At 62.5% G+C, this 16,605-nt stretch carries 14 protein-coding genes; 8 read left to right on the top strand and 6 right to left on the bottom strand.

Annotated features, from left to right (window positions below):
* Window positions 1-289: 289 nt before the first annotated feature.
* The 3 genes from acs (at window position 290) to AB8A23_RS05510 (ending at window position 4,190) form a co-directional block, all read left to right on the top strand.
* Window positions 290-2,239 carry an acetate--CoA ligase gene (gene acs, locus AB8A23_RS05520; protein ID WP_439060208.1) on the top strand — a complete coding sequence of 650 codons (1,950 nt, stop codon included), beginning with the start codon at window positions 290-292 and terminating at the stop codon, window positions 2,237-2,239.
* A gap of 40 nt (window positions 2,240-2,279) precedes the next feature.
* The gene (locus AB8A23_RS05515; RefSeq protein WP_439060210.1) at window positions 2,280-3,401 is read left to right on the top strand and encodes a Kelch repeat-containing protein; all 1,122 of its coding nucleotides are present in this window, start codon (window positions 2,280-2,282) and stop codon (window positions 3,399-3,401) included.
* 273 nt (window positions 3,402-3,674) lie between these two features.
* The gene (locus tag AB8A23_RS05510; protein WP_175369311.1) at window positions 3,675-4,190 is read left to right on the top strand and encodes a L,D-transpeptidase; all 516 of its coding nucleotides are present in this window, start codon (window positions 3,675-3,677) and stop codon (window positions 4,188-4,190) included.
* 62 nt (window positions 4,191-4,252) lie between these two features.
* Here AB8A23_RS05510 and AB8A23_RS05505 read toward each other — a convergent pair whose 3' ends face one another.
* Together AB8A23_RS05505 and AB8A23_RS05500 are read right to left on the bottom strand one after the other, a co-directional pair.
* A complete protein-coding gene (locus AB8A23_RS05505; RefSeq protein ID WP_244628355.1) occupies window positions 4,253-4,768 on the bottom strand; it encodes a thermonuclease family protein in 516 nt (171 codons plus the stop codon).
* Window positions 4,769-4,879: 111 nt separating this feature from the next.
* Window positions 4,880-5,110: a DUF1674 domain-containing protein gene (locus tag AB8A23_RS05500; RefSeq protein ID WP_115033144.1), complete on the bottom strand. Its 231-nt coding sequence runs from the start codon at window positions 5,108-5,110 to the stop codon at window positions 4,880-4,882.
* A 195-nt stretch (window positions 5,111-5,305) separates the two neighbouring features.
* Between AB8A23_RS05500 and AB8A23_RS05495 the strand changes: the two genes are divergently transcribed.
* The 3 genes from AB8A23_RS05495 to purH all read left to right on the top strand — a co-directional run bounded on the left by AB8A23_RS05495 (window position 5,306) and on the right by purH (window position 10,214).
* Window positions 5,306-6,646, top strand: a complete 1,341-nt coding sequence (locus tag AB8A23_RS05495; protein WP_184512479.1) for an RsmB/NOP family class I SAM-dependent RNA methyltransferase — start codon at window positions 5,306-5,308, stop codon at window positions 6,644-6,646.
* A 183-nt stretch (window positions 6,647-6,829) separates the two neighbouring features.
* The gene (locus AB8A23_RS05490; RefSeq protein ID WP_439060571.1) at window positions 6,830-8,521 is read left to right on the top strand and encodes a heparinase II/III family protein; all 1,692 of its coding nucleotides are present in this window, start codon (window positions 6,830-6,832) and stop codon (window positions 8,519-8,521) included.
* 100 nt (window positions 8,522-8,621) lie between these two features.
* Window positions 8,622-10,214, top strand: coding sequence for a bifunctional phosphoribosylaminoimidazolecarboxamide formyltransferase/IMP cyclohydrolase (purH, locus tag AB8A23_RS05485; protein WP_092141028.1), 1,593 nt, complete (start codon window positions 8,622-8,624; stop codon window positions 10,212-10,214).
* Window positions 10,215-10,317: 103 nt separating this feature from the next.
* On the opposite strand, the gene AB8A23_RS05480 is transcribed toward purH, so the two are convergent.
* The 3 genes from AB8A23_RS05480 to AB8A23_RS05470 form a co-directional block, all read right to left on the bottom strand.
* Complete coding sequence (locus tag AB8A23_RS05480) at window positions 10,318-10,713, bottom strand: nuclear transport factor 2 family protein (RefSeq protein WP_439060213.1); 396 nt, start codon at window positions 10,711-10,713, stop codon at window positions 10,318-10,320.
* Window position 10,714: 1 nt separating this feature from the next.
* Entirely contained in the window at window positions 10,715-11,611 is an 897-nt protein-coding gene (locus tag AB8A23_RS05475; RefSeq protein WP_439060214.1) for an MBL fold metallo-hydrolase, read from the bottom strand.
* A 72-nt stretch (window positions 11,612-11,683) separates the two neighbouring features.
* Entirely contained in the window at window positions 11,684-12,328 is a 645-nt protein-coding gene (locus AB8A23_RS05470) for a DsbA family protein (protein ID WP_439060216.1), read from the bottom strand.
* 116 nt (window positions 12,329-12,444) lie between these two features.
* Here AB8A23_RS05470 and AB8A23_RS05465 point away from each other — a divergent pair, with 116 nt between their 5' ends.
* Window positions 12,445-13,365 carry a LysR family transcriptional regulator gene (locus AB8A23_RS05465; protein WP_175369319.1) on the top strand — a complete coding sequence of 307 codons (921 nt, stop codon included), beginning with the start codon at window positions 12,445-12,447 and terminating at the stop codon, window positions 13,363-13,365.
* Here the strand turns inward: AB8A23_RS05465 and AB8A23_RS05460 are convergent.
* Window positions 13,362-14,753 carry an MFS transporter gene (locus tag AB8A23_RS05460; RefSeq protein WP_439060218.1) on the bottom strand — a complete coding sequence of 464 codons (1,392 nt, stop codon included), beginning with the start codon at window positions 14,751-14,753 and terminating at the stop codon, window positions 13,362-13,364. The two genes, AB8A23_RS05465 and AB8A23_RS05460, sit on opposite strands and share 4 nt — an antisense overlap.
* Before the next feature lie 106 nt (window positions 14,754-14,859).
* Here AB8A23_RS05460 and ggt point away from each other — a divergent pair, with 106 nt between their 5' ends.
* Window positions 14,860-16,605 carry a gamma-glutamyltransferase gene (gene ggt, locus AB8A23_RS05455; protein ID WP_439060220.1) on the top strand — a complete coding sequence of 582 codons (1,746 nt, stop codon included), beginning with the start codon at window positions 14,860-14,862 and terminating at the stop codon, window positions 16,603-16,605.

Here is a 16,605-nt window from a genome sequence, read left to right as displayed (position 1 = left end):
GGCCGCTTGGCCGTCCCTGCGAGGGCGATTTAGGGGCTTCCCGCAACTATTGCGAGTCCACAGGTACGCAATTTCGGTTACTGGTTACCGTTTAGCGCCTGAATTGGCTTTATGATGAAGTTTCCGGGCCGTCAAAACGCGAACGTGATCGGGGCTGCGACCTTGCGGACCGACCAAAGGCCTAGTCCGGCCCCGCTTGTCCAGCTATCTCGCGCCGGCGCATATTGCGCGCAACGAGAACCGGCTGGCGGCGAATTCGCGCAGCGGTCGCACGGTGGTGGAGGGGACGATGTCCGACAAGATTTACGACGTACCGGCTGAGTGGACGACGCGCGCCTTCGTCGATGACGCAAAATACAACGAGATGTATGCGCGCTCGATCAGCGATTCCAACGGCTTCTGGGCCGAGCAGGCCAAGCGCCTCAACTGGAGCCACGCCCCCACCAAGATCGAAAACACGTCCTTTGCCCCAGGCAAGATCTCGATCAAGTGGTTCGAGGATGGCGTATTGAACGCCGCCTATAATTGCATCGACCGCCATCTACCGAAGCGCGCCAACCAGACCGCGATCATCTGGGAAGGCGACGACCCCTCGCAGTCGAAGCACATCAGCTATCAGGAACTGCACGACGAAGTTTGCAAGATGGCCAACGTGTTGCGCAATCGCAATGTCGGCAAAGGCGACCGCGTCACGATTTATCTGCCGATGATTCCGGAAGCCGCTTACGCGATGCTGGCCTGCGCGCGCATCGGCGCGGTCCATTCAGTGGTCTTCGCCGGCTTCTCGCCGGACTCGCTAGCGCAGCGCATCACTGACTGCCGGTCTAAGATCATCATCACCGCCGATGAAGGCCTGCGCGGCGGCAAGAAGGTGCCGCTAAAGAACAATGTCGATGCCGCGGTCGCCAAGGCCGGCGGTGTCGACTGGGTCGTCGTCGTCAAGCACACCGGCACACCGGTGAACATGGATCCCGCCCGTGACTTCTGGTACCGCGAAGCCGCCGAAGTCGTCACCACCGAATGCCCGTGCGAGCCGATGAATGCGGAAGATCCGCTGTTCATCCTTTATACGTCGGGCTCCACCGGCCAGCCCAAGGGCGTGCTGCACACCACCGGCGGCTATCTGCTGTTCGCGTCGATGACGCATCAATATGTGTTCGACTATCACGAGGGTGACATCTACTGGTGCACCGCCGACGTCGGCTGGGTGACCGGTCACAGCTACATTCTCTACGGGCCGCTGGCCAACGGCGCGACCACGCTGATGTTCGAAGGCGTGCCGAACTATCCGTCGATGTCGCGGTTCTGGGAAGTGATCGACAAGCATCAGGTCAATATTTTCTACACCGCACCGACCGCGATCCGTGCGCTGATGCAGGCCGGCGACGAGCCGGTAAAGAAGACCTCGCGCAAGAGCCTGCGATTGCTCGGCTCGGTCGGCGAGCCGATCAACCCGGAAGCCTGGGAGTGGTACTATCACGTCGTCGGTGAGGCGCGTGCGCCGATCGTCGATACCTGGTGGCAGACCGAGACCGGCGGCATTCTCATCACGCCGCTGCCCGGCGCGACGAAGCTCAAGCCCGGCTCGGCGACGCGGCCGTTCTTTGGCGTCGTGCCCGAGATCGTCGATGCTGACGGCAAGGTGCTGGAGGGCGAGACCTCGGGCAATCTCTGCATCGCCAAGTCATGGCCTGGCCAGATGCGGACGGTCTATGGCGATCACGCCCGTTTCGAACAGACCTATTTCTCGACCTACAAAAACAAGTACTTCACCGGCGACGGCTGCCGCCGCGATGCCGACGGTTATTACTGGATCACCGGCCGCGTCGACGACGTCATCAATGTCTCCGGCCACCGCATGGGCACCGCGGAAGTGGAATCGTCGCTGGTCGCACATGAGAAAGTGTCGGAAGCCGCCGTGGTCGGCTATCCGCACGACATCAAGGGCCAGGGCATCTACGCTTACGTCACGCTGATGAACGGCGTCGAGCCGACTGAAGAGCTCCGCAAGGAGCTGGTGGCCTGGGTTCGCAAGGACATCGGCCCGATCGCCTCGCCGGACCTGATCCAGTTCGCACCGGGTCTACCAAAGACCCGCTCCGGCAAGATCATGCGCCGCATCCTGCGCAAGATCGCCGAAGACGAACCGTCATCTCTGGGTGATACATCGACACTGGCCGATCCCGCCGTGGTCACCGACCTCGTCGAGCATCGGCAGAACAAGAAGCCGGGGGCGTAACAACTCACCCCTAGTCTATCGGCAGGCGCGGAGTGATGTGATGGATCGTCGGTCATTCGTGTTGGGAAGTGTTGCAGTTGTCGCGGGCGGAGCCTCCGCCCGTGCGCAACATGCCGGTCATCCCGCATTGCCTGGGGCGCCGTCGTCGAAAGAGCCCTACGCCAAATTGCAAGGCGGTGTGCCACATCACATGACGCCTGAGCAGGAAGCACAGCGCGTCACTGAGAGTCCCGCACCGAAGGGACCGCAGGGCAAGTGGATATCGCGCGCTGCATTGCCATTACCGCGCAGCGAGATGGCTTGGGCGACGTCATGGGCCGATCGCATGCATATCGTCGGCGGCTACGGCGAAGGCCGTGTCGACCGCCCCTATCACCATGTCTACGATCCCGCTTCAGATCAGTGGCTCGACGCAGCGCCCCTGCCGCGCGGCGCCAACCATGTCTCGGTCGCTGCCGATGCCGGCCGCGTCTATGCGCTCGGCGGTTTCATGCAGCAGAACCGCGGCTCGGACCAGAACGCCTATGCCTATGATGTCGCTGCCAATCGCTGGGATACGATCGCGCCGTTGCCGAGACCGCGCGGTGCCGGCGCTGCGGTCGCGCTGAACGGCAAGATCCATCTGATCGGCGGCGCGTCGGAACCGGCGGCTGAGCGCGCCAGTGTCAGTTGGCACGAAGTCTATGATCCCAAGACCGACAAATGGGAGACCCGCAAGGCACTGCCCGGTGCGCGCGACCATGTCGGCTGCGTCGCCACGCGCGGCGTGATCCATGTGATCGGCGGGCGTTTCAATACGTTCGAGTACAATACCGATCTGCACCATGTGTATCTGCCCGAGCGCGACACATGGGAGCTGCGCGCCGCACTGCCGACGACCCGTTCGGGCCATGGCCTTGTGGTGTATCGCGACCGGCTGTTTGCCATGGGCGGAGAATCCGGCGTGGTGCAGAACGGCCAGCTCACCCAGGGCAAGGTGTACGGACAGATGGAAAGCTACGATCCGGCCTCCGACACTTGGCAGAGCCACGCGCCGATGCTGACCCCGCGCCATGCGGTCGGCGCCACAGTTATTGGTGACTGGATCTATGTGGCCGGTGGCGGCGCTGTCCTCGGCGGCGCGGTACAATCCGCCGTCCATGAGGCCTTTACGCTGGCCTAGTGACCTCCAACGCATTGCATCTGGCTGGCCTCACGCGATTGTCAGGGCCGGATGGCCACCCCCGGCCAATTTAGAGCGAGTGTTGTTTTCCGGGCATTTACTTTGTTCAGCGGATTTCCTCTTTAGACGCTCGTTGGCGCACTCCCCCGCGCTGGCAGAGACCGGTTGTTTACGCGACTGGTTGAGAATTTCCCGTGTGCAATTGTTTTCGTCGCCTTGAGAGGCGGCACGACCTCGTCGGCCGCTACCGGCCGGGCCGAACTGGAGAGATCGATGTCCTTGAAGATTGCTAGTGCGCTGGCAGCCACCGTTGTCGTTGGCGCCCTAATGTCCCCCACCGCGCAGGCAGCGCCCAATGTGGTCGGCTTCCACGGCGACTATGCCCCCGGCACCATCGTCGTGAAGACCAATGAGCGTAAGCTGTATCTCGTGCTCGAACAGGGTCAGGCCGTGCGCTATCCCGTCGGTGTCGGCAAGCCCGGCAAACAGTGGGCCGGCGCCACCAAGATCGACGGCAAGTACCGCCAGCCGGCCTGGGCTCCGCCCGCCGACGTCAAGCGTGACAATCCGAATATCCCCGATGTGATTGCGGGCGGTTCGCCAGCTAATCCGATGGGCGTTGCTGCGATGACCCTCGCCGGCGGCGAATATGCCATCCACGGCACCAACCGCCCCAATTCGATCGGCGGCTATGTCTCTTACGGTTGCGTCCGCATGTACAACGAAGACATCACCGACCTCTATTCGCGCGTCTCGGTCGGCACGCCGGTGATCGTCACCCAGCGCTGATCGCTGGCAGCTTCACTATTCTGAAAGCCGCGCATGATGCGCGGCTTTTTGTTTTGCTGATCTCATCGGCTATCGCACCAGCCGTTGCGATGACCGCCACCATACGGGCGCGCGTGCCCTGCGTTGAGCATTGCTGCAGACACGTTGGGCGTTTGCCTGGTCGCGACATCGGCGACCACGCGGCCGGGATATTTGTCAGGCCCGATATTGTAGATCGTGAGACTTCCCTCGCGGAGCAACTTGGTCAGTGCAGCCGTCGCAGTTTCTGCTTTCTGGATCTCGCGCGCGCATTGCCCCTTCAGCTCCGGCGCATCGATGCCACGCAAACGAATGCGCACGCTGACGTCTTCACCCGACCCAAGATGCACGCGCGCGCCAAAAGTATCGCCGTCGATGGCATAGCGCATCTCGATCGGGTAGCGCGCCTCAGCATTGCCGGCGCGCCTGACGATCGCCTCGGAATCGCGGGCGGCCTCGGTCTGATCCGCGCCGGGCAGGAACGGCAGCCAACGCTTCACCGGCAGCATGGTGCCGGCGGCCAGGCCAAGCACGAATACCCACGGCATCGCCGCGGACATGCGGGATCGCCACGGCGACGCACGGTGAATGCGCGATGCTGGGGTCATCGTCCTGCGATAATGTGAGTCGAAACAACCAGCCAGAAGAATCTGGCTCATTGATCCGAAGGGTTAGAAGTCGGACGCAATGCCCTTACGCTCCCAGTCGCCAAAGCGCGTGGGCTCCGGGCCTTCAGGTCCCTGGAACTCTTTCGCTTTCGCCGCAGTATGTGCTGCTGCAGCTGCAGCCCGACGTTCTTCTGCCTCGGCCAGCGCACGCTGCGCGGCGGGCGTCAAAACTTTCTTCGGTGCCGGCTCAGGCTCCGGCAAAGACGTTGCGGACTCGGAAGGAATGTCGTTCATCTCAGGTTTCCTGCTGAACCGGCAAGGGCGGCACGCGTTACATAAATCAATGTCGAACAGTTGCCGTTCGACTGTGAGCATATAAGGGCGATTCTTACATTTGGCATATTCGCATGCGACAGAATCGCTCCCATCCAATGGCCGCATGCTGAGCCTGCCCGCGCCATTGCCCGCCCTCCGTCGTGATGTTTTCGCATGTCGCAAGTAAGATACGCACCGCCAACCGAGGTCCCCGGCCTCGCCGCGCGACGGATTGCGGCGGATATTCTCGACGGCGTATTGCACAAGCATCGGACCCTCGACGACCAGCTCGAAGGCGCCGCAGCCCATCCCGGCCTGAAAACGCTGTCCGACCGCGACCGCGCGCTGATGCGACGTCTGGTTGCGACGATCCTGCGCAGACTGGGCACGCTCGGGCATATTCTCTCCCGCCTGCTCGACCGTGGTGTTCCCACCGATGCCCCGCGTGCGCAAAGTGCGCTCCTGATCGGCGCTGCCCAGATCCTCTGGATGGACGTGCCGGATCACGCTGCCGTCGACCTGTCGGTCCGCATGGTGCAATCCGACCGTAAGGCCGCGAAATATGCGGGGCTGGTCAATGCCGTATTGCGGCGCTGCGCGCGAGAAGGCCAGCCGCTGATCGACGAAGTGGCCGCCCAGACTCTCGACATCCCGCCATGGTTGATGGCGCGCTGGACGACGCATTACGGCGAGACGGCCGCGAAGGAAATGGCCGTGGCGCTGAGCTATGAGCCGTCACTCGATCTCACCGTCAAATCCGAAGCCGATGCCTGGGCCACGCGCCTGCACGGCGAGGTACTCCCCACAGGCTCCGTCCGAACCCTGCTGCAGGGCTCGGTGACCATGTTGCCGGGCTTCGATGACGGCCAGTGGTGGGTACAGGACGCGGCGGCGGCATTGCCGGCGCGGCTGTTCGGCGACCTCAAGGGTAAGCGCATCGTCGATCTTTGCGCCGCGCCGGGCGGCAAGACAGCACAGCTGGTTCATGGCGGCGCTCAGGTGACGGCCGTAGACCGCTCGCCAAACCGCGTCGCGCGATTGCGCGAGAATCTGGCTCGTCTGTCGCTGGAGGCCGAAACCGTCGTCGTCGACGGCACCGAATATCCCGGCGAGGGCTTTGACGGCGTGTTGCTGGACGCGCCCTGCTCCTCGACTGGCACTATCCGGCGGCATCCCGACGTCGCCTGGCTGAAACAGGACTCCGATATCGTCATGCTGACGGCGCTGCAACGGCGCCTGCTGCAGAAGGCGGCTTCCATCCTGAGGCCCGGCGGAACCCTGGTCTATTGCACCTGTTCGCTGGAGCCAGAAGAAGGCGAACAAGCCATCGCCGACCTGCTGGCCAAGGATTCCAGCATGCGCCGCGCCCCCGCCGACGCCAGTGAAGTTGCCGGCCTGGCCGAGATCGTCACCCCCGAGGGCGATCTGCGCACTTTGCCGAGCCATCTGCCCCATGCCGATCCTCGGCTCGGCGGGCTCGACGGCTTCTATGCGGCGCGACTCATTAAATCCTGATATTCACAGAGTAATCTCCCGATTCGCGAGGCTTCCACAGGGGGCTTCCTTGTACTGTGTGCGGATCGCGTTTCCGGCTAAAAGGATTCGCAACAACCCTTTCTCTTCCAGTTCAAGGCGCGCGTGGTCGCACATCGCAGACGTATCTCGGGGCTGATCCTCGGCCGCTTCGCGCGGAGCGCGATGTCGCGCGCGTCCGGCGGATCGGCGGCGCTGGCCCGGCTCTGGCCCGGACGCACAGATCGCCTGATCATCGCGCCGCATGATCTGCGCACCACGGACGCCACCCGCGCCGCCGAAATCTATGCCGGGCGCTTCGTCTTTGCCGGCAAGATCGTCACCTGTCACGGCCGCTCGATCTTCGATCTGGAACCGCCGTCGGAAGACTGGGAAGTTTCACTGCTCGGCTTCGGCTGGCTCCGCCATCTGCGCGCCGCCGACACCGCCATCACCCGCGCCAATGCGCGCTCGCTGATCGACGACTGGATGTCGAATACGTCGCGCAAGCGCCCGGTCGGACGCCGCGCCGACGTCATCGCCCGCCGTGTGATCTCGCTGCTATCGCAGGCGCCGCTGGTACTCGGCGATACCGACGGCAAATTCTATCGCCGCTATCTGCGCTCGCTCAGCCGCGAGATTCGCTCGCTACGCTACGCGCTGTCTCACGCTCCCGACGGCGTGCCGAAGCTGCAGGTACTGATCGCGCTGTGCTACGCCTCGCTATGTCTCGCCAATCAGGCGCGCCACATCCGTACCGCCACACGCAAACTCTCCGACGAATTGCAGCGCCAGATCCTGCCCGATGGCGGACATATCTCGCGCAACCCCGGCGCGCTGATCGAATTGCTGATCGATCTGCTGCCGCTGCGGCAGACCTTTGCCGCCCGCAATATCGCGCCACCGCCGGCGCTACTGAATGCGATCGATCGCATGATGCCGATGCTGCGATTCTTCCGTCATGGCGACGGCTCGTTCGCACTGTTCAACGGTATGAGCAATGCGCCATCGCATCTGCTGGCAACGCTGCTGGCCTATGACGACACGCATGGCGTGCCGATGGCGCATATGCCGCATACCGGCTTCCAGCGTCTCGAAGCCGGCCAGATGACCGTGATCATCGATACCGGCCCGCCGCCGCCTCCGAGCGTCAGTCATGACGCACATGCCGGCACGTTGTCGTTCGAACTGTCGTCCGGCCCGAGCCGCATCGTCATCAATTGCGGCATGCCGTCGACCGGGCGCGACAACTGGCGCGCTTTCGCGCGCGGTACGCCGGCGCATTCGACGATGACCTATCACAACACCTCGTCGTGCCAGTTCGTCGAACGCAGCGCGATGAAGAAGTTTCTGCAGGGCGCACCGATCGTCAACGGCCCGCATGTGGTGGAGAGCTATCGCGAGATCACCTCTAACGGCACCATCCTGACCACCGCGCATGACGGCTATCACCCACGCTTCGGTGTCACGCATCGGCGCGTGCTGATGATCTCCGAGGACGGTTCGAAACTCGAGGGCGAGGACATTGTCGCGGCGGCGCCCGGCGCGCGGCTGAAAGGCAGTAATACCGACTACGCCTTGCGCTTCCATCTGCACCCGTCGGTAAAGGCCAGCCGGCTCAGCGACGCCCGCGGTGTCATGCTGGTATTGCCGAACCGCGACGTCTGGACCTTCGAAGCCCTCGACGACAAGGTCGAACTGGAGGACAGCGTGTTCCTGGCCGGCAATGACGGACCGCGTCGGACCGCCCAGATCGTGATCCACCAGAACGCGCAGCAGACCTCCAGCATCCGCTGGAGTTTTGCCCGCTCGGCCTCCTCGCCGTCGCAGACCACGGCCCGCCGCAACGCCCGCCGCGAGCCGGAATTGCCGTTGTAAATCAGGCCTTCACGACGAAATTGCTGGCATGCAAGCCCTTGCAGTTTCTTGCACCGCGAAACCATGCTACGCGGCGTCCTTCTCCCACGGGATACGCATCATGACCGACCATCCGCGCAAGGTTACTCGCGCTCTATTGTCCGTTTCCGACAAGTCCGGGCTGATCGAATTTGCTCGCGCGCTGTCTGCTCACGGCATCGACCTCGTCTCCACCGGCGGTACCGCCAAGGCGATCGCTGCGGCGGGCCTGAAGGTCTCGGACGTGTCCGACCTCACCGGCTTCCCGGAAATGATGGATGGCCGGGTCAAGACGCTGCATCCCAAGGTTCATGGCGGCCTGCTCGCGATCCGTGACAATGCCGAACATGCCAAGGCAATGAAGGATCACGGAATTTCGCAGATCGATCTGCTCGTCGTGAACCTCTACCCGTTCGAGGAGACCGTTGCGAAGAACGCCTCCTATGAGGATTGTATCGAGAATATCGACATCGGCGGTCCGGCAATGATCCGCGCGGCCTCCAAGAACCACGACGACGTCACCGTGGTCGTCGAGCCGTCGGACTATCAGTCGGTGCTCGACGAACTCGCCACCAACAAGGGCGCGACCACGCTAACGCTGCGCCGCCGTCTGGCAGCCAAGGCTTATGCCCGCACTGCGGCCTATGACGCCGCGATCTCGAACTGGTTTGCCGATCAGTTGAAAATCGATGCGCCGGATTTCCGGGCTGTTGGCGGCAAGCTCGTCGAAGCGCTGCGTTACGGCGAGAACCCGCACCAGACCGCTGCATTCTATCGCACACCCGAACTCCGCCCCGGCGTATCCTCGGCGCGGCAGGTGCAGGGCAAGCAACTGTCCTACAACAATATCAACGACACCGATGCGGCCTATGAATGCATCGCCGAGTTCGATCCAAAGCGCACCGCAGCCTGCGTCATCGTCAAGCACGCCAACCCCTGCGGCGTGGCCGAAGGCAGCAACCTGATCGACGCCTATCGCAAGGCACTGGCCTGCGATTCTACTTCGGCCTTCGGCGGCATCATTGCCATGAACCGCACGCTGGACGCGGAGACCGCGCAGACCATCACCGAGATCCTGACCGAGGTGATCATCGCGCCGGACGCCACCGAAGAAGCAATCGCCATCATCGCCAAACGACGGAATATCCGCCTGCTGCTGGCAGGCAGCTTGCCTAATCCCCGCGCGCCGGGCCTGACCTACAAGACGGTGGCCGGCGGCCTACTGGTGCAGAGCCGTGACAACGCGGTGGTCGATGACATGATCCTGAAGCCGGTTACCAAACGGCAGCCGACGGAAGCTGAATTGCGCGATCTCAAATTTGCATTCCGTGTGGCCAAGCATGTCAAATCGAACACGATCATTTACGCGAAGGACCTTGCCACCGTCGGTATCGGTGCAGGCCAGATGAGCCGGGTCGATTCCGCTCGGATTGCCGCACGTAAGGCGCAGGATGCTGCTGCCGAACTGAAACTCGCCGAGCCTATGACCAAAGGATCGGTCGTCGCATCAGATGCGTTCTTCCCCTTCGCCGACGGACTATTGGTGGCGATCGAGGCCGGAGCCACGGCCGTGATTCAGCCAGGCGGTTCGATCCGCGACGATGAAGTGATCAAGGCGGCGGATGACGCCGGAATCGCAATGGTGTTCACCGGCGTCCGCCACTTCAAGCACTAGTTGCGGCCATAAGGAGCCCCGGCTGCTAGCCAGCGGCCCACGGCCAACCGATAGACCAAGATGATCGATCTTCTCAGTCGGCGCATCGAGCGGCGTGATCGGGCTACAAAGCCAAGGCCTGTTGGACCATGAGCGTATCGACATATTGCGTCATGCGCGCGATCTTGCCGCCCCTCACTAGGTAGAGGTGTGCGAAGGCGGCCAGCATCGACTTGCCCGTCGTCTTGTAGGTCCCAGAGTAAACGCCGAAGGCGGCGACGCGGTCGCCATCTTCGAGATAGGTGTGAACATCGGCGCGGTAACCCACCCACTCGGTGGCGAGGCGCCGAAACACACCCGCCGCAATCGCTTCCGGCCCCACGTAAGTTCCTGCGTAAGGGAAACCATCAGCTTCGGTCCACACGGCATCAGGAGCGAGAGCGGCCAGCAGGTTATGGCCGTTCTCTTCCGATGATGATCCCTCATAGGTAGCCCGGATCAGATCGAGATTGGCTCCCATCTCAGCCCCACTTCATCTCGCCGGTGGCGACCTTGGAGCCGATGTCGAGGGCAACCCCCATGCCGAGACCGGGGAAGCGGGCTTCCATGGCTCTCTTGAGCGTTATTGAGTCCTTGGCCTTGGCCAGCTCTTCCTCGAAGGCAACAAGGTAAGCCTTGGTGTGCGCAACACCCGAGAGGTCAGTGGGAGCGTCCGGCGTCATGTGACCGGGCACAACGATTACCGGCTTGCGGGCGGTAATCTTATCGAGATTGGCGATCCATGCAGCGCGCTGTTCCTTGGTCGGTGAATCGGCGGTCCAGACATACACACCCGCAAAGATCATTACCCCGCCAAACACCGCGTTCAACGACGGCACGAAGAGATAGCGCCGACTGGCCAGCCCTTCTGCATCGACGATCTCAATGGTCTCCCCATCGACGATGAGCTTCTTGTCGTCGAAAGCCTTGGGAATGACGACATCGGCAAGCGTCTGCGGGCCGTTTTCCTTAAGCTGCGGCCCCCAGACTGCGAGTTTCTTTTCCACATTGCCGTTGATGGCGGCCACCGTATCGGATGCTGCAATCACCCGAGCTTCGGGGAAAGCTTCCTTAATTGGCTTGAGGCTGAAGTAGTAATCCGGGTCGGCTTGGCTGACATAGATGGTGGTGAGCTTCTTGCCCGTCGCCTTGATTGCGTCGGCTACAGCCCGACCGTCGGAGTAAGTGAAGCCGCCATCGATCAGAACAGCCTCGGACGCGCCAGTAATGAGCACGGGGGCGCGAAAGAACCCCTTTGGGCCGGCGGGGAAGTGCTTCCACGAAAGCCCACCAGCCGCGTAGCCCGTTCCCTCTGGAGCGAACACAGCGACTGCACCGGCGGCAAGAGTTGTTTTCATGATGGTTCTCCTGGTGAACATGGGCATCTCCTCGTGAGAGTGGGTAGTGTAGAATTCAGGCGTGGCTCGCCTGTCGCTGTTGATCAGTAAAACTCAGGCTGCCTTCAGTCCCTCGACGAGCGTCTCCATGCTGCCGAACAGGCTACTCGCGCTGACAAGACGTCGGCTCTCCCCGTTGCCCACAATGAGGGATGGGACGCCATTGGCGCCAAATCGGCGCATCTCGACGCGTGCTGTATCGAGGCGCGTACGGTTAGCAGCGATCAACGCGTCATCAGGAGCGACCAGGCGATCGGCGATCTCCGGCAACTGCAACACGCGCAGCACATGCGAGAGAACCGAGATGTCCGTGTTGTCGCGGCCCTCGACATAGCGTGCATTCTGAATGGCCTTGAGAGCATCGAACTCCCGGTCCGGGGCAGTGAGTGCGACCGCGGTGATCGCCAGCGTCGCCGGGCCAGAGTCGAAGGGGCCCGTGTGATCCCCGAGGACATTGCGGCGATAGGCTTCGCTGAAGGGCTGACCACTCAGGCGGGAAATGCGCTGGTCATTGGCCCAGGCGAATGCAGCGAAACCGTTGTCCATCGGTCTGGCACCAGACCCGGCAAAATGCCCGGTCGGAGCTAACGCGAAGGAAAAGTCCGGCAGAGCGGCAAGCTTTTCGAGAATTGCAGAAGCGCCGTAGCACCAGCCGCAGAGCGGATCGAAGAGATAGGCGATGTGCGTGGTAGCGGCCATATCGGTCTCCTTGGACGCGATTTATGGCACACGGCAAATGCTCGAATAAGACAGACAAACCAGACAGAACGTATGCTATTAACTGACAATCTATCCCGTTCCTCACGGTCATAGCGATGAACCTGAACCGGCTGGCTTATTTCGCTGCTGTCGTTGACACAGGCTCCTTCACGCGCGCGGCAGAGCGGCTCGGCATCACCAAGGCCGTGGTGAGCCAGCAGGTGACGCAGCTCGAACAGGAGTTGCGGACGAGCCTTCTCGTCCGGACCACGCGGCGCGTCCATCCGACCGAGGCCGGCCGCATGTTTCATGCACGTTGCGTCATGATCTTGCGGGAAGCGGAGGATGCGTTCAACGAACTCACCCAAGCGGCCGCCGAGCCGACCGGCACCCTGCGCATCACCGCGCCCAACGACTACGGTATCGCAGTGGTCGTTCCGGTGGTCACGGCCTTCACAAAGCGCTATCCCGGCTGCCGCGTGGAGCAGACGCTAAGCGACCAGACGATGGATCTCACCTCCGGCAAGATAGACATGGCGATCCGGGTCGGCTGGCTTGCAGATTCCAGCCTGCAGGCGCGCAAGATCGGATCCTTCCGACAATTGCTGGTCGGTGCCCCTGCATTCGCGGATCGAATCGCGGCCACCTACGATCCAAAGGATCTCGCTGCGCTGCCGTTCATTGCCAACATGGCACTGCGCGAACCGCTACTGTGTCAGTTCTCGCGCAGCGACCTCGAACGACGGACCGTGCGCATGCAGGCGAGCATGGGCATCGACACGACGCCAGGGGTACTCGCGGCAGTCAGAGCCGGTGGCGGCCTTTCGGTTTTGCCGGATTTCCTGGTGGCCGAAGATCTAGCCTCGGGGCGGCTGAGCCATGCCCTCCCGGAATGGCAGCTGCCGTCCGGCGGCATCTACACGGTTTACCCTGCAGCACAATTCCGGCCGCGCAAGGTGACCGCCTTTGTCGAAATGCTCATCGCTGCTGAGCGAAATAAGGATTCGATCGGAGATATCCCGGGACGCGCACCCTAGTCTTCCCGCACCCGTGCGAGCAGACCGAGGCCACCGACAAAGAACAGCACCAGCACCGCCATGCCAGCCTTCTGGCTGGCGGTGACCGCGGTGACGAGGCCGATCAATAGCGGCCCCATAAAGGACGTCACCTTTCCGGTCAGCGCGAACAGACCGAAGAACTGCGCGATGCGATCTTGCGGTGCCAACCGGATCAACAGCGTGCGCGATGCCGCCTGCAGCGGACCGCCCGCCATGCCGATCAGGCAACCCAGCGCGAGATAGGCCTTCTCCGCAGGCGCCGCGAACAGGCCGCCACCGGGCACCGGCGGCGCGACCTTGATGAAGAAGATGGTTTCGCGATCAATCAGCAGGATCGCGATGATCGAGATCAGCAGCAGCAGGATGCTGCCGGTGATTACACGCTTTGGTCCGAACGCATCGTCGAGCTTGCCGCCGACGAAGGCGCCGAACGTTCCGGCAATGGCCAGGATGATACCGAATGTGCCGATCTGAATCGTATTCCAACCGAACGTGCCGGCCGCATAGATGCCACCGAAAGCAAACAGCGACACCAGCCCGTCCGTGTAGATCATGTTGGCAATCAGGAATGCCATCATCGAGCGATGCTTCGGCAGATCACTTAGCGTGTGCCTGAGATCGGTCAGACCTGCACGCACGGCGTGAGCGGGCGAAACCTTTGCAGGAAAATCCGGCGTCAGCAGAAACATCGGCAGCACGAAGACGACGAACCACAGGCCCGACAGCGGCGCCGAAATGCGATCGCCCTGGAACGTCGCGGGGTCGAGACCGAGGATCGGGACCAGACCGAACAATGTGCGCCCCGTGGTCGGGTTCGCAGCCATGAAGCCGAGCACGATGATTAGGCTGAGAATGCCGCCGACATAGCCGAGCGCCCAGCCCGAACCGGACAGGCGGCCGATTTTATCCGGCGGCACCAACGTCGGCATCATCGCATTGTTGAACACGGTGGCAAACTCCACGCCGATGGTCGCCAAGCCATAGGCAATCAGCAGCGGCAGGATGATAGCGGGATCGCCGGGCTTGCCGATCCACATGATGCAGGCGCCGATCACGAAGATCGCACCGAAGCTTGCGATCCAAGGCTTGCGGCGGCCGCTCGCATCGGCGATCGCGCCAAGCATCGGCGATGCCAGCGCGATGACCAACCCGGCCGCAGCGGTGGCGAAGCCCCACAGGGATTGCCCGGTGGCGGCGTCGGATGCCACGCGCGTGGCGAAATACGGCGCGAAAACGAAGGTTGTGATGAGACTGAAGTAAGGCTGGGCCGCCCAGTCGAAAAACATCCAGCTGATCACCGCAGAGCGCGGTGGATAGGTCTTTGGCGCCGCTGTCACAGAGGCTGATGAAGCGGCGGCGACCGCCATGCGTGGTATCCCCCGCGAATCACAGAGTGTTGTCTCGTACGTTTCACAAGCCATATAGCATTCGAGACGGCGATGCGATCATGTCCGCTGTCAGCCGGAGTGATCGATGGCACCGTTTGCTTTCCTGCGTTGTACGTACGTCGCAGCACTCGCATTTATACTCGTCGTCCCGGCATCGACAAACGCGCAGCAGGCGCGTGACATCTATACCCCCGCACCGCCAGGCACGCTCAAACCCATCGCTGCCAAGCATGGCATGGTCGTCGCCCAGGAGAAAATATCCGCCAAGGTCGGTGCGGATGTCATGGCGCGCGGTGGCAATGCGATCGATGCGGCTGTTGCGAGCGGTTTCGCCATGGCCGTGACCTATCCCCGCGCCGGTAATATCGGTGGCGGCGGTTTCATGGTGATCCACACAGCCTCCGGCGAAGACGTCACCATCGACTATCGCGAGACCGCACCGGCCGCTGCCACCCGCACCATGTTTCTCGGCAGCGACGGCAAGCCGGACACCGCGAAATCCCGCGATTCCGCTTTGGGCATCGGCATCCCCGGCACGGTGGCGGGACTTGCGCTGGCGCTGGAGAAATACGGCTCGGGCAAGTTCACATTGTCGGATCTGTTACAGCCCGCGATTGCGCTGGCGCGCGACGGCTTCATCCTGACTGACGATGGCGCAGATACGCTGCCGGATTGGCACAGACGCCTGGCGCGCTGGCCCGCGACGAAGAAGATCTTTTCGCGTGACGATGGCACGTCGCTGCGCGAGGGCGACCGGTTGATCCAGACAGACCTCGCAACAACGCTCACGGCGATTGCCGCACAGGGACCGCGCGGCTTCTATGAGGGGCCCATCGCCGAGAAGTTGGTCAGCGGCATCAATGCGGCAGGCGGCATTTTCACGGCAGACGACCTCAGGACCTATCAGCCCGTCGTTCGCACGCCAGTCCGCGGCAGCTATCGCGGCTACGACATCATCTCAATGCCGCTGCCGTCATCCGGCGGAACGGTGCTGCTGGAGACACTGAATATTCTCGAAGGCTTTCCGATGGGCGAGATGCGGCAGGCCTCCGCACCGTCGTTGCATCTGCTGGTCGAAGCCATGAAGCGTGCTTATGCGGATCGCGCGCGCTATCTGGGCGATCCCGCTTTTGTCAACGCGCCGATCACGACGCTGACGTCGAAGGACTACGCCACCGGACAGCGCGCCTCAATCGATCCCAACAAGGCAACGCCGTGGACCGATGCCCTCTCGGCCGTACCGCCGCGCGAAGGACAGAATACGACCCACTATTCAGTGGTCGACAGCGCCGGCAATGCCGTGAGCAACACTTATACGCTGAACTTCAGCTATGGTGTTGGCCTGATCGCCGACGGCACCGGCGTATTGCTCAACAACGAGCTCGACGACTTCACCGCCGCACCCGGCGCATCCAATGCCTATGGACTTGTCGGCTTCGAAGCCAACCTGCCGGGTCCTGGCAAGCGACCGTTGTCATCGATGTCGCCGACCATTGTCCTGAAGGACGGCAAGCCGGTACTCGTCACCGGTTCGCCCGGCGGCAGCCGCATCATCTCGACAGTGCTGCAGGTGATCGTCAATGTGATCGACTACAGAATGGATGTGATGTCGGCCGTCGCGACCTCTCGCCTGCATCACCAGTGGTTGCCTGATGAAGTGCGCATCGAACGCGGCTTCAGCGAAGAGACCCTCAATGCCCTGCGTGCCATGGGCCACAAGGTGGTCGAGCCGATGGGCCAGACTTCGGCCAATTCGATTCTCGTGACGCCAGACGGCTTGCTTGGTGCCCCTGATCCGCGTACGCGTGGCGCTGAGGCCGCTGGCTACTGA

This window comes from Tardiphaga sp. 619_E2_N8_4 (assembly GCF_051810905.1).
GTDB lineage: Bacteria > Pseudomonadota > Alphaproteobacteria > Rhizobiales > Xanthobacteraceae > Tardiphaga > Tardiphaga robiniae.
The sequence above is the reverse complement of the archived record's forward strand: the minus strand, read 5'-3'. Positions and strand labels throughout refer to the sequence as shown.

Bases quoted from the DNA above. Each gene is read 5' to 3' on its own strand.
- ggt (WP_439060220.1), top strand. From the start codon at position 14,860: ATGGCACCGTTTGCTTTCCTGCGTTGTACGTACGTCGCAGCACTCGCA.
- AB8A23_RS05495 (WP_184512479.1), top strand. From the start codon at position 5,306: ATGTCGCAAGTAAGATACGCACCGCCAACCGAGGTCCCCGGCCTCGCC.
- AB8A23_RS05480 (WP_439060213.1), bottom strand. From the start codon at position 10,713: ATGGGAGCCAATCTCGATCTGATCCGGGCTACCTATGAGGGATCATCA.
- AB8A23_RS05460 (WP_439060218.1), bottom strand. From the start codon at position 14,753: ATGGCGGTCGCCGCCGCTTCATCAGCCTCTGTGACAGCGGCGCCAAAG.
- AB8A23_RS05475 (WP_439060214.1), bottom strand. From the start codon at position 11,611: ATGTTCACCAGGAGAACCATCATGAAAACAACTCTTGCCGCCGGTGCA.
- acs (WP_439060208.1), top strand. From the start codon at position 290: ATGTCCGACAAGATTTACGACGTACCGGCTGAGTGGACGACGCGCGCC.
- AB8A23_RS05515 (WP_439060210.1), top strand. From the start codon at position 2,280: ATGGATCGTCGGTCATTCGTGTTGGGAAGTGTTGCAGTTGTCGCGGGC.
- AB8A23_RS05490 (WP_439060571.1), top strand. From the start codon at position 6,830: ATGTCGCGCGCGTCCGGCGGATCGGCGGCGCTGGCCCGGCTCTGGCCC.
- AB8A23_RS05470 (WP_439060216.1), bottom strand. From the start codon at position 12,328: ATGGCCGCTACCACGCACATCGCCTATCTCTTCGATCCGCTCTGCGGC.
- AB8A23_RS05500 (WP_115033144.1), bottom strand. From the start codon at position 5,110: ATGAACGACATTCCTTCCGAGTCCGCAACGTCTTTGCCGGAGCCTGAG.
- AB8A23_RS05510 (WP_175369311.1), top strand. From the start codon at position 3,675: ATGTCCTTGAAGATTGCTAGTGCGCTGGCAGCCACCGTTGTCGTTGGC.
- AB8A23_RS05465 (WP_175369319.1), top strand. From the start codon at position 12,445: ATGAACCTGAACCGGCTGGCTTATTTCGCTGCTGTCGTTGACACAGGC.
- AB8A23_RS05505 (WP_244628355.1), bottom strand. From the start codon at position 4,768: ATGTCCGCGGCGATGCCGTGGGTATTCGTGCTTGGCCTGGCCGCCGGC.
- purH (WP_092141028.1), top strand. From the start codon at position 8,622: ATGACCGACCATCCGCGCAAGGTTACTCGCGCTCTATTGTCCGTTTCC.